At 53.2% G+C, this 11,675-nt stretch carries 13 protein-coding genes; all 13 read left to right on the forward strand.

All coding sequences use genetic code 11. The features are described from left to right. On the forward strand, positions 1 to 1,482 hold a 1,482-nt coding region (locus tag LMED105_RS16935), incomplete at its 5' end, for a hypothetical protein (protein WP_008252435.1). Between the two features lie 4 nt (positions 1,483 to 1,486). Further along, positions 1,487 to 2,302, forward strand: a complete 816-nt coding sequence (locus tag LMED105_RS13840) for a mechanosensitive ion channel family protein (RefSeq protein WP_008252437.1) — start codon at positions 1,487 to 1,489, stop codon at positions 2,300 to 2,302. Positions 2,303 to 2,382: 80 nt separating this feature from the next. After that, positions 2,383 to 3,000 carry a DUF2796 domain-containing protein gene (locus tag LMED105_RS13845; RefSeq protein ID WP_050771252.1) on the forward strand — a complete coding sequence of 206 codons (618 nt, stop codon included), beginning with the start codon at positions 2,383 to 2,385 and terminating at the stop codon, positions 2,998 to 3,000. Then, positions 2,997 to 3,680 (forward strand): ABC transporter ATP-binding protein, encoded by a 684-nt coding sequence (locus LMED105_RS13850; protein ID WP_008252441.1) that lies wholly within the window; start codon positions 2,997 to 2,999, stop codon positions 3,678 to 3,680. Before LMED105_RS13845 ends, LMED105_RS13850 begins: the two co-directional genes overlap by 4 nt. Continuing rightward, positions 3,677 to 4,975 carry an ABC transporter permease gene (locus LMED105_RS13855; protein WP_008252442.1) on the forward strand — a complete coding sequence of 433 codons (1,299 nt, stop codon included), beginning with the start codon at positions 3,677 to 3,679 and terminating at the stop codon, positions 4,973 to 4,975. Before LMED105_RS13850 ends, LMED105_RS13855 begins: the two co-directional genes overlap by 4 nt. 33 nt (positions 4,976 to 5,008) lie before the next feature. Continuing rightward, a complete protein-coding gene (locus LMED105_RS13860; RefSeq protein WP_083797217.1) occupies positions 5,009 to 5,704 on the forward strand; it encodes a DUF3299 domain-containing protein in 696 nt (231 codons plus the stop codon). 135 nt (positions 5,705 to 5,839) lie between these two features. Further along, on the forward strand, positions 5,840 to 6,826 hold the full coding sequence (locus LMED105_RS13865; protein WP_008252444.1) for an alpha/beta fold hydrolase: 987 nt from the start codon (positions 5,840 to 5,842) through the stop codon (positions 6,824 to 6,826). A 21-nt stretch (positions 6,827 to 6,847) separates the two neighbouring features. Then, positions 6,848 to 7,141 (forward strand): hypothetical protein, encoded by a 294-nt coding sequence (locus tag LMED105_RS13870; RefSeq protein ID WP_008252445.1) that lies wholly within the window; start codon positions 6,848 to 6,850, stop codon positions 7,139 to 7,141. A 224-nt stretch (positions 7,142 to 7,365) separates the two neighbouring features. Beyond that, positions 7,366 to 7,554: a hypothetical protein gene (locus tag LMED105_RS16845; protein WP_156799707.1), complete on the forward strand. Its 189-nt coding sequence runs from the start codon at positions 7,366 to 7,368 to the stop codon at positions 7,552 to 7,554. Next, positions 7,538 to 8,731: a methyl-accepting chemotaxis protein gene (locus LMED105_RS16530; protein ID WP_008252460.1), complete on the forward strand. Its 1,194-nt coding sequence runs from the start codon at positions 7,538 to 7,540 to the stop codon at positions 8,729 to 8,731. Before LMED105_RS16845 ends, LMED105_RS16530 begins: the two co-directional genes overlap by 17 nt. Before the next feature lie 22 nt (positions 8,732 to 8,753). Beyond that, positions 8,754 to 9,119, forward strand: a complete 366-nt coding sequence (locus tag LMED105_RS13885) for a response regulator (protein WP_008252462.1) — start codon at positions 8,754 to 8,756, stop codon at positions 9,117 to 9,119. A gap of 19 nt (positions 9,120 to 9,138) precedes the next feature. Then, entirely contained in the window at positions 9,139 to 9,483 is a 345-nt protein-coding gene (locus LMED105_RS13890) for a lipid asymmetry maintenance protein MlaB (protein ID WP_198006863.1), read from the forward strand. 3 nt (positions 9,484 to 9,486) lie between these two features. Beyond that, on the forward strand, positions 9,487 to 11,655 hold the full coding sequence (locus tag LMED105_RS13895; RefSeq protein ID WP_008252466.1) for a chemotaxis protein CheA: 2,169 nt from the start codon (positions 9,487 to 9,489) through the stop codon (positions 11,653 to 11,655). The last annotated feature ends 20 nt before the right edge of the window (positions 11,656 to 11,675 follow it).

Consider the following 11,675-nt stretch of genomic DNA (forward strand, 5'->3'; position numbering starts at 1 on the left):
ATCAACCTGAACACCAGCGACCCCACTGCCAATTTGTCGCTTGAATACATTCAGTCGATTGCCACCGGTATTCCGCTGTTGCCCAGCGAATTCGATGTAAGCAAACACGATTGCATGGCCCGTTTTGGCGCCGACCTGCCGCGCTTGCCCGATTTTGAATTCGAGCCTTTTGTGCCCAGTGGCCAGTTTGCGCCCGAACCCACGGCCGAAGCAGTTAAGGCCTTGTGTGAAGTGCCCCTGAAAGCCGGTGTGGTGAATGAAGCCGCAGCCCAGGTGAACTGCCCCGACCTGGCGCAGTACAACCTGTTTGCAAATGACCAGGACCCTGCCAGCAGACCCAACGGGCAGGGCATGCCGTATGTCCTGAACAGCAAACTGTTCAGTGATTATTCCATCAAACACAGGGTGATGTTTATTCCGGAAGGCAAGCAGGCCCGCTTCCTGGAGGATGAGGAAAGCCGCGTGAATTCCACCATTGAATTCCCGGTTGGCACCATCATTGCCAAAACCTTCTCGTTTGTGGATCAACCCGCTGCACGCGAAACCCCTTATGAAACCCGCTTGTTGATCAAACGCCAGCGCACCGATGGGCAAAACTATTGGGAGGCGCTGGAGTACATTTGGCAAGATGCTGGCAATGGCAAACGCAAGGCGGTGCTCACCCAGTTTGGCGGCAGTGCTGCGGCTAGCTGGGATTATGTGGACGTGGATTCTGGGAAACGCCAAACCGGCAGCACGGCCGCCTACATGTTCCCGAATGCCAGCCAGTGCGCCATTTGTCACAGCAACAACGATGTGGACCCAGGCTCAGCACCCATTGGCCCCAAACCACGCAATTTGAACCGGGCTTATCTGAATGAGTCGCCCATGTTCACAGGGCAGGCCCAACACCCGGTCAATGGTAAAAACCAGTTGAAGTTCATGTGTGAAACCGGCTTGATGAATGGTTGCCCCAGTAGTTTTAATCTGGATCAGCGGCAGGTGGCCACCAATGTGAACCACATTCCGAAGTTCAACAACCCGGGTGATTCAGGCATGCCCGCCAATTCAAAAGGCGACATTGAAGCCCGTGCACGCGCTTACCTTGAAGTGAATTGTGCGCATTGCCACAACGTGAATGGTCAGGCCTCCAACACCGGTTTTTATGTGGATGTGTTCCGGGCAGTGGACAGCACCTACGGCATTTGTAAAAAGCCGACTGCCAGTGGTTCAGAAGGGCGGGGTACCCGCACCTACGACATTCACCCAGCCATGTCGAGCGACTCCATCGTGCCGTACCGCATGGGTCCAGAGGCCGTTGAACTTGCTGCGAAAATGCCGCCTTTGGCACGCAGCGTGGTACACACCGAGGGCGTGGCATTGATCAGCCAGTGGATTGATCAGGTCATTGATTCAAGCTATGAAAACGCCGATGCCTGCCAAGAGGGCAACACCTCGGGCGGTGGTCTGCCCTTGATTGGAGGCCTTCCCCTGTTACCATAGCGGGATGGAATTACTCAAAGACCCCACCGCTTTGTTTTTGTTCAAATTGGCCATCACCTTCGGGTTGATGGCCAGCGGTTTTTTTGTGAACCGGGCGCTGTCCTGGTCACTTCGCAAACTTCACCCCTATCACCCTGAAAAAGCGCGTTCCCAACTGGTTTTCCTGAAAAACCTGGTTCGAATGGCTGTGTTTTTCTTGTTGATTTCGGTGTGGGCCTCGCAAATTACGGGTGCGTTTCTCAGTGTGGTGGCCATTGCCGGCGCGCTGATTATTACCGGCAAGGAAGTGGTGCTCAGCCTGTTGGGCTATGTGAATATTTCACTGTCCAAGCCATTCAGAATTGGCGACTACATTGAAATAGGCACGCAAAACGGCCGGGTGATTGATATTGATTTGCTCAGCACCAAGCTGTTTGAAATCGGTATGTCTGGTAAATACACTGGCCGCCGCCTTGCGGTGCCCAATGCACTGGTGTTGACCCAAACCATCAAGCATTTGTCGATGCTGGGCAAGTTCAGCTTGTACACGATTGAAATTATTTTGCCTTTTAAGGCCGACACGGCCCGGGCTGAGCAAGTTGCATTGGAAGTGGCCAATGCTGTTTCCGCCAGTTGGGTGGAAGAGGCAGACCAGTATTTCGACCGCATCGAAGTGTCGGAATTCGTCGATTTGCCCAGTGCAAAACCCGAGGTGTTTTGGCAGGCCTACAATGAACTTGCCCACAAAATGATTGTTCGCCTGGCTTGTCCGCTCGAAAAGCGTGGCGATGCAGAGCAGGCAATTTACAAGGGTTTTTGGCGCGAGTTCGGCCCCGTGTAGGCTGGTGTTGGATTCGGGAACCTCTTGCAGCGGTGGTGAGTCTATTGGGCGAGACTATGAAATACAACGAAGGGACACTCATGACAAAGTTCGAAGTTCGATCCGTGTGGGGCAAACTTGCCGCTACTGCCGTAGCCGCGTTGTTTGCTACCACTGCCATGGCGCATGGCAGCGATGGCCATTCGCACGATCATGGAAAGGCCAGCAGTCGACACAATGATGCTGCACATGTACATGGCCAGGGCGAACTTGAAATTGTTCAGGATGGCAACGGCCTGTTCATCAGCCTGTCTTCCCCGCTTGAAAATGTGTTGGGGTTTGAACGAGCGCCCAAAACAGATGCTGAGAAGGTGAAGGCCCGTCGGGTAGTTTCATTGCTGAAAGCCAATGGCCTGTTTGCCTTTTCACCCGAAGCACAGTGCAAACGCACTGGTCACAAGTTGTACTCTGAAATTCTGAATCCCCACTCCCATGGTGCGGCAGATGATCATCAGCATCACGAGGATGCCAGCGGGCATTCCGACTTTCGGGCCTCTTATGAATTCGAATGCGAGCAGCCTGCCAAACTCAAGGTGATCGATGTGCGCGTCTTTCGACAGTTTTCCGGATTCGAAAAAATTGAAGTGCAGGCCTTGTTTCCGAAGGGACAGGTTGGCGCAAGCCTCACCCCCAAACAGAGCACATTGGTGGTGCAATGACCTTGGCAGTACTCCACTGCAACAACCTTGTATTCAAATACGCAAGCAGCGGATTTGAACTAAGAATTCCAGAGTTTTCCATGCAGGCCGGGGACACTGTGTTTCTGGAAGGTAACAGTGGCAGTGGAAAAAGCACATTGCTGAACTTGATGGCAGGCGTGTTGTTGCCACAAAGCGGCCATGTCAGTTTGATGGGTCAAAACCTAAGCGCTTTGTCCGCCAGCCGATGCGATTCGCTTCGGGTGGATCACATTGGTTTTCTGTTTCAGCAATTCAATTTGTTGAGTTATTTGAGTGTGCTGGACAACGTCACTTTGCCCTGCAAGTTTTCAAAGCGCCGCAAGCAAAACGCCATGGCGCAAGCTGGCACTGTGCGGCAGGCCGCTGAGCGGTTGTTGAACGGCCTGGGCATGGGCAAGTATCTGGATCAACCCGTGTCTACCTTGTCGGTTGGGCAGCAGCAGCGCGTGGCCGCTGCCCGAGCCTTGATCGGCCAGCCCGATCTGATTATTGCCGACGAACCCACTTCAGCACTGGATGCCGGCCACCAAGCCCAGTTTGTTCAATTGTTGCTAGCACAGGCCGCTGAACAAAACACGGCCGTATTGTTGGTCAGTCACGATCCCAATTTGGCGCAGCACTGCGCAAAACGCCAGCACATGGGGCAGTGGCAAGCATGATTCAAACACTCTTTTTGTTGGCCAGTCGAAGCGCCTGGAGCCGCAAGGGCAGCCTGTTGCTGTTGTTGCTCAGTGTGATCACTTCGACTTGTCTGTTGCTGGGCATTGATTTGGCCCGGCAAAGTGCCAAGGCCAGTTTTTCGAATGCAGTGGCAGGCACTGATTTGATTGTCGGTGCGCAAACAAGCCCGGTTTCTCTGTTGCTCTACAGCGTGTTTCGAATTGGCCAGGCCACGCGCAATGTGCCTTATGCCGAGTTCGAGCGGTTGGAACAAGACCCCCGCGTGAAGTCGGCGTTGCCGATTGCGCTGGGCGATTCTTACCAAGGGTTTGCCGTGGTGGGCACCAAGGCCGTTTATTTCGATCGGTTTTTGTACGGCGCACGGCAAAATCTGCAATTTGCACAGGGCCGGGCTTTTGAAGACTACACCGTTGGAAAACCAGCCGCCGTATTGTTTGAAGCCGTATTGGGCGCCGAGGTAGCCAAACGCTTGAATCACAAGGTGGGCGACAAAATCGCATTAAGCCACGGCATGCAAATTCAACAAACTGATCCCAGTCATGCGGACAAACCTTTTACTGTGGTGGGTGTGTTGCAAGCCACTGGCACCCCGGTGGATCAAAGTGTTCACATCAGCCTGGCGGGCATGGAGGCCATTCACGTGGATTGGGCCGCTGGCGTACCAGTACCAGGTGCTGAAATTCCGGCTGAATATGTAACCAAGTTCAATTTGCAGCCCAAGTCGGTTACCGCAGTGTTGATTGGTTTGAACAACCGGGCGGGTGTTTTTCGCATGCAGCGTGAACTTGAAAACAGGCCCGATGCTGCGCTTAGCGCGATTTTGCCAGGCGTGGCCTTGAGCACCTTGTGGCAAACCGTGGGTGTGGTTGAGCGGGTGTTGTTGTTTGTGGCAGCGCTGGTGGCTGTGGTTAGTGCATTGGGGCTGACCAGTGTGATGCTGGTGACTCTCGGGCAGCGCAGGCGCGAACTGGCCGTGTTGCGTTCAACGGGTGCCGGGCCGCGCACGGTGTTTGGTTTGTTGTTTCTTGAAAGCGCTTTGGTGATGTGGGTGGGGGTTGCCTTGGGTGTATTGGCACTTGCGCTGTGCGGTGCTGCACTTGCGCCCTGGGTTCAGGCACAATTTGGTTTGCAACTCGTGAGCGTGGGTGAACTTGGCGCGGGTTTGTTGGCGGTCGTTGCCTTTGCTGCTTTTGGCAGCCTGTTAGGACTGGTGCCTGCATTTCAGGCTTATCGAAACCAGTTGCAAGATGGGTTAAACCCCAAAACAAATTGATTCGAAATCAAGTAATTTGCAGGTGTGTTGTTCATGAAAATTGGCAAAGTGATTGTGATGGTTGTTGCGGTGGTGGTACTGACCGCGCTGGGCTATGGCCTTGCCTCCTGGTTTCTGGGCAAACCTGCCCAAAATGCGGAAGGTGCTACCCAACTGGAGCAAACACTGGCCCAACTTTCAAGCGAAACAGCCTCGACTGACAGCGAATACGCTGTTGGAGACCGGCTCACTGGCAGTGCCGACAAAGGCGGAAAGAAAGCTGCAGTATTCGACCCCGCATTTCCCGAATTGCAGTGGGACAATTTGATGCCCGCCGATTGGGACCCCATGGCTGCATTTCGTGGCATGAACATCGCTGAGTTGCAGGACAACGACCCCAAAGCCCAAGAGGCCCTCGACAAAATGCGCAAGGCCTGGAATGATGCCCCGGTAAACCCTGCCTACACCGGAAAAAAGGTGCGCATCCCTGGGTTTGCCATCCCGATCGAGCAAAGCGAGAAGGGCGTGGATGAACTTTTGCTGGTGCCGTATTTTGGCGCCTGCATTCACACACCGCCGCCACCAGCCAACCAGATCATTCATGTCAAATTGAGCGAACCTCAGCCTGCAGTGGGCGCAATGCAGGCTTACTGGGTTTGGGGCGAGTTGACTGCAAGCAAGTTCAGCAGCGAACTTGGCGACGCAGCCTATTTACTGAACGCCACAGGCATACAGCCCTACGAAGACTGAATTCGCCGCTGAATTAGTAAAAACCCCTCTATTTTTATCGTTGACAGCGCGGCATCATGCCCATACCTTTACATCACTCGATGTTACAGTCGATAAAACAAACAAACGTTTGATTTACACCGGAGGTTATGATTCATGGGCAATGTAAGCACTGGCACGGAGTTCGCCGGAATGCACCATCTTGAGCTTGCATTTCTAGACGATGTTGCTCCGAAGTACCTGAGCCTGGCTCGTCCGCCACATGGCCTGAAGATTCGCCAATGGAAAAACCGCAGTGCGGTACCTTTGATCAATAGGCTGCATGCCGGTTTATCTGGCCTTAAACGCCAGCAGGCCACCGTACTTGATCATGAACTGGTGTGGCTGGAGGGCGGTAACCCCGAAGGAACACCCGTGGTGTTGCTGCATGGTTTTGCATCGAATAAGGAAAACTGGTTGTCACTGGTGCCCTTTCTGTTGAAACAGCACCGTTTGTTTGTTCTGGATTTGCCGGGCTGGGGAGAAAGCCAGTTCAATGCCAACGTGCCCTATGGGCTGGACGACCAAGTGGCCCGTGTGGCTTCCTGGATTGAAAACCATGTGCCGGGCAAAGCCCATGTGGTAGGTAACTCCGTGGGGGGTTTGGTGTCTGCCTTGTTGGCGGGCCGGCATGCGAATCTGGTTCAAACCTTGTGCTTGATGAACCCGGCGGGCGGCAAGGGCAGTGACCACACCCGATTCGAGGCTGGCTTGAAAGAAGGTCGTAACCCTATGATTGTTGAAAGCCTGGCTGGTGCACACACACTGATGAGCCTGGCCATCCACAACCGAGCCATTGCACTGGCCCTGGCCCCTGTCATGGCGCAAGACCTGATTAATCGCCGCCATGTCAACCGACACCTGTTTCATCAAATGTTCGTGAACGCGCCCAACCCCAATGGTCCAGGCATGTCCGCCACACAGGCGCCTACCTTGATCATGTGGGGCAAAGAAGACCGACTTGTACATTACACCGGCGCTTATACCTACCAGGCCATTATTCCTCATGCGGATGTGTTACTTTTTGACGGCGTGGGGCACTTGCCCATGGTTGAAATTCCGATCCGCACGGCCAAGGCCTTGCAGGAGTTTTGGACGGCTTGATCTAGATAGGGGATTTGAAGCATGAACATTCATAAAGCTTGCATCATGCTGGGTTTGCTCGGTTTGTTGACGGCATGTGGTAACAACCTGGATGGTGTTTACAAAGATGACCTGGGTTTGCAGAAATATGAGTTTCAGGGTAACGGCACGGTATATGTGTCTACCATGGGTGTAACCCGCGAAGCTGCTTATGTGGTTGAAGACAAAAAAGTGAAAATCACCAGCGATGGTGAAACCACTATTTACGATCTGAATGAGGACGGCACCATAAAAGGGCCCCTTGGTATGACATTAAGGCCTTCCGCAGCCCAATAAAGTTCTCAGCGAATTTCCCCCAAACCCGCTCCTGCAGCGGGTTTTTTACATTTGTTCACACAGTTCACCTTTTTTAGCATTCCCCCAAGTGCATTAACCCAATATTGGCCCCCTTTTCCGTTTCTTTTCTCCCTATTGCCCACATGGGTATCAGCGCAAACTTTATTTAAGCGTGAAATATTCAAGTTCACTGCGTTTAACAAAGTGGTCCTATGGAGGCCTTTATGCGCAGCACCCTGATCGAATTCCTGCAAGTTCTCCATCACTGGGTGGCCACCGCTTACCTCACTGTTCATGGCGCTTTTTGCAATGGATGGTATGAGGCATTCGAGTCTTCCCCCGCACCCATTGAACCCGCAGTGTGCCCAGTCAAACAACTGATAGGAATTTCTGTTCATGAAAAAACACAATAAAAATGCACTGCACTACCAGGCTTTGGTGCCCATGGGCTTGATTGCCGCATCAGTCGGAATTCTGGTGTTGGGTGCATTCATTCAAAACAGTGTGTGGCCGCTGGCCTTTGGCAGCGCCGCGCTGTTGTTGTGTGCGTTGGCCATTCATGAAATGGGCAAGAAGCAGCAACTTGCCTTGCAGGCAGAAATTGATGCCTTGTCTTCAACAGTGACCGAGTTGAGCAAAACAGACGTTGAAAAAGCAGAGTTGGGTCATTTGGCTGACATGTGGGTGCCCACGCTGAACAGCCAGCTGAGCACTGCGAATTCGCAGATGGAAATGGGCATTGTGAACCTGGCCGAAGCCTTCTCCGAAATTCACAGCAAGCTGAATGACACCGTGAGCGTGGCTGCAGGTGCCGCGCATGTTTTGGGTAACACCTCCAGCGGCAATGGTTTGGCGGATCACGTGGCACAAAGCCTCAATGGCATGTTGAGCAGCATTCGAAATTCATTCGATGAGAAGGCCACCATCATGCAAGAGGTGAAAGGCTTTATTTCCTCGACAGAAGAGTTGGCCAAGATGGCTGCATCCGTCGAGAACCTGGCTGCGCGCACCAATCTGCTGGCGCTGAATGCCGCCATTGAGGCAGCCCGGGCCGGTGAAGATGGCCGAGGCTTTTCGATTGTTGCCGACGAAGTTCGCAAGCTCTCGATGTTGTCTGCTGAAACCGGTGTGAAGATTCGCGAGCGGGTGCAACTGATTGCCTCTGCTGCAAAAAAAGCGGGCGACGGTGCCGCGCGCATGGAAAGCAGTGATGAAAAGGTACTCAGCCAGGCCAGTGAAACCTTGAGTGGTGTAGTGGAGCAATTCGAGCAAGTCACCGTACCTCTGCACCAAGCCAGCGAGCAGATTATCGCCAACACCAATCAGGTTTCCTCCAGTTTGAACAACGCAGTGGTGCATTTTCAGTTTCAAGACCGTGTGTCTCAAATTCTTGGGCATGTGCAAGACAGCTTGAGCCAGGTGAAAAGCCAATTGAATACGGGCCTGGAGGCCTTGAACGTGGCCGCGCTGATGCATGAACTTGAACGCAAATACACCATGGCCGAAGAGCGTGTGAACCACAGCGGCAAAGGCAGCGCCAGCGCTACTGCCAAGCCCGCTGCCAGCAGCGATGAACTGACTTTTTTCTAAACATCAGAGAACGAGAACCTGTATGAGCAAAACCGTATTGATTGTGGACGACTCCACCTCCCTGCGCCAAGTGGTATCGATGACCCTGAAAAGTCAGGGCTTTGATGTGGTGGAGGGATGTGATGGCAAAGACGCATTGACCAAGCTGGATGGTCGAAAAATCAACCTGATCGTGAGCGACTTGAATATGCCGAACATGGACGGTTTGACCTTTGTACGCGAAGTCAAAAAGATGGCGGCCTACAAGTTCGTGCCCATCATCATGCTGACCACGGAATCGGATGACAAGCTGAAAAGTGAAGGGCAGGCCGCAGGCCTGAAAGCATGGATGGTGAAGCCGTTCAAACCGGAACAGATGATTGCAGCAGTGAACAAATTGGTGGCGTGAAGCCACAGGGAGAATGTACATGCACAGCGAACTGATCATGCAAGAAGAACTTGAGAACGACATGGAAAACAGCATCGCAACGTGTAAGCACACGCAAGTGGCTTTGGACACTTTGACGATTGCAGACTGTGCGGGCCTGGTTGAGGTGATTCGTCAGTCCTTGAATCAAGGAATTTCAGTGGTGCTTGATTTGAGCAATTGCCAGGAAGTGGACACGGCGGGTATGCAAATGTTGGTGACCATTCAAAACGACCCCGCAGTGAACTTGCGTGTGCATTGGACCAAACCGTCCGAGGTAGTGGCCATGAAGGCTGCGCGCCTGGGTGTTCAGTCCTGGATCAACGCTGGTTTTTTGGAGAACTGAGGCATGGCCTTTGAATTGGACCTTGATGCCTCGCGCGGCATATTTTTCACCGAAGCACGGCAGTTGCTGGCTGAAGTAGAAAGCTATGTGCTACAGCTGGAGCAAAACCCCAACGACACCGAAGTGCTGAATGCGGCCTTCCGTGCTGCGCACACCATCAAAGGCAGTGCAGGAGTTTTTGGCCTGCTGGTGATTACGCACTTTGTGCACGACCTTGAAACCGTGCTGGATCGCGTGCGCAATTCAGAAATCGGATTTGACGCGAACATGAGCACGCTGGTGTTGGAGTGTCGCGATCACATTTCAGAACTGGTGGATTGTATAGAGGCCGGTGGCGATGCTGAGCATGTCAGCCCCGACATGGCTGTTGCGCAGGCGGGCTTGACTGCCCGTTTAAAAGCCTACCTTTTGCAAGAAGACCAACCAGACGCTATCCAGCCATCAAGGCCGCTTGAGGTGAATAACACCGAGCAAACCTGGCATGTATCGGTACGGCTGGGGCGCAGCACTTTGTGCGATGGCTTTGATCCTGCACCCATTTTTTCATACATGGAAACGTACGGCGAGTTACAAGCCGTAATCCCTGTGCTGGACGCGCTACCCAGTTTTGCTGACTTAGATGCAGAGTCGTGTTACCTGGGGTTTGAACTGCGCTTTGTGACCGACAAAGGTCAGGCTGGTATCGAAGATGCGTTTGAGTTCTTGACTGAAGAAAGCCGGGTTCGCATTCTTTCCCACAGTTGCACCCCTGAGCAATGGGACGCGCTGGTCAGTGCACTGCCTGAAGGTGCAGCACGCGCTGCTGAATTGTTGCAGGAAGCAGGCTTTCCGAGACCACAGGAAGAAGCGTTGCCTGAAGTGATGGAAGTCACAGGCAATGCGGTTACCACAGCTTCTGGAAAGTCGAAGGCAACAGGCAAGGCCACACCGGTGAGTTCCTTTATTCGAGTGCCTTCCGACAAGCTGGATGCGTTGATCAATCTCGTGGGCGAGTTGGTGATTGCCAACGCCGGCACTGTAGAACAAGCCAAACATTTGAACCACACTGCCATGCTGGAATCAACCAGTGCCGTGGCTGGTTTGATTGAAGAAATTCGCGATGGTGCACTCGGCCTGCGCATGGTGCAAATTGGCGAAACCTTCCAGCGTTTTCAACGTGTGGTTCGCGACACTGCCATGGGCTTGGGCAAGCAGATTCAACTGGAAATTTCAGGTGAAGACACCGAGCTGGACAAGTCAGTGGTTGAAAAAATTGGCGACCCTCTGATGCACTTGGTGCGCAACGCACTGGACCATGGGCTTGAAACACCGGAAGAGCGTGTGGCCGCTGGCAAACCTGCCACAGGCCGGCTGCAATTGAATGCGTATCACGACAGTGGACACATTGTGATTGAAGTGAATGACGATGGCCGTGGGCTGGCACGCGAGAAAATTTTAAAGAAAGCGATTGAGAAGGGCATCGTTACGCCCGACCAAACGCTGAGCGATACCGAAGTCAACATGCTGATCTTTGCACCGGGATTTTCCACTGCAGACAAGGTGACCGACATTTCCGGTCGTGGTGTCGGCATGGATGTGGTGAAGCGAAACATTGAAGCCCTGCGCGGTTCAGTGCAGGTGCGTTCACGGCCAGGCAATGGTTGTACGTTCGAGATTCGATTGCCGCTGACCTTGGCGATAATCGATGGTTTCATGATCGGCGTTGGCGGATCGGTGTACGTGATTCCGCTTTCGTATGTGCGTGAATGCCTTGAACTGCCCGTCGATGCCTTGGGTACCGAGGACCGCATGGACATTCACTACGATCTTCGCGGCGAATTCCTGCCGTGTGTACGACTTCGCAAAGTATTTCACCCCAATGCAAAACGCCCAAAACGCGAGAACATCATTGTGGTGAGTTTTGGTGGTGTGCGGGCAGGCATCGTGGCCGATTACCTGCACGGGGAATCACAAACAGTGATCAAGCCCTTGGGCAATCTGTTCGAACAAAACAGGGCAATCAGCGGGGCCACCATCATGGGCAACGGTGACGTGGCCCTGATCATTGATGTACCGAAATTGATCACGGAAGTAAGCAGCATTTCAACAAAAACGGCGGAGCTGGAATTCAGCCGGCAGGCCATTGAACAACCGGCAGTTCCAAGCCAAAGCCTTGAGCAGGCCGACGCGTAATTTTACAAAGGAAAACGAAC

Origin of the sequence: Limnobacter sp. MED105, assembly GCF_000170915.1 — a bacterium.
Lineage (GTDB): Bacteria > Pseudomonadota > Gammaproteobacteria > Burkholderiales > Burkholderiaceae_B > Limnobacter.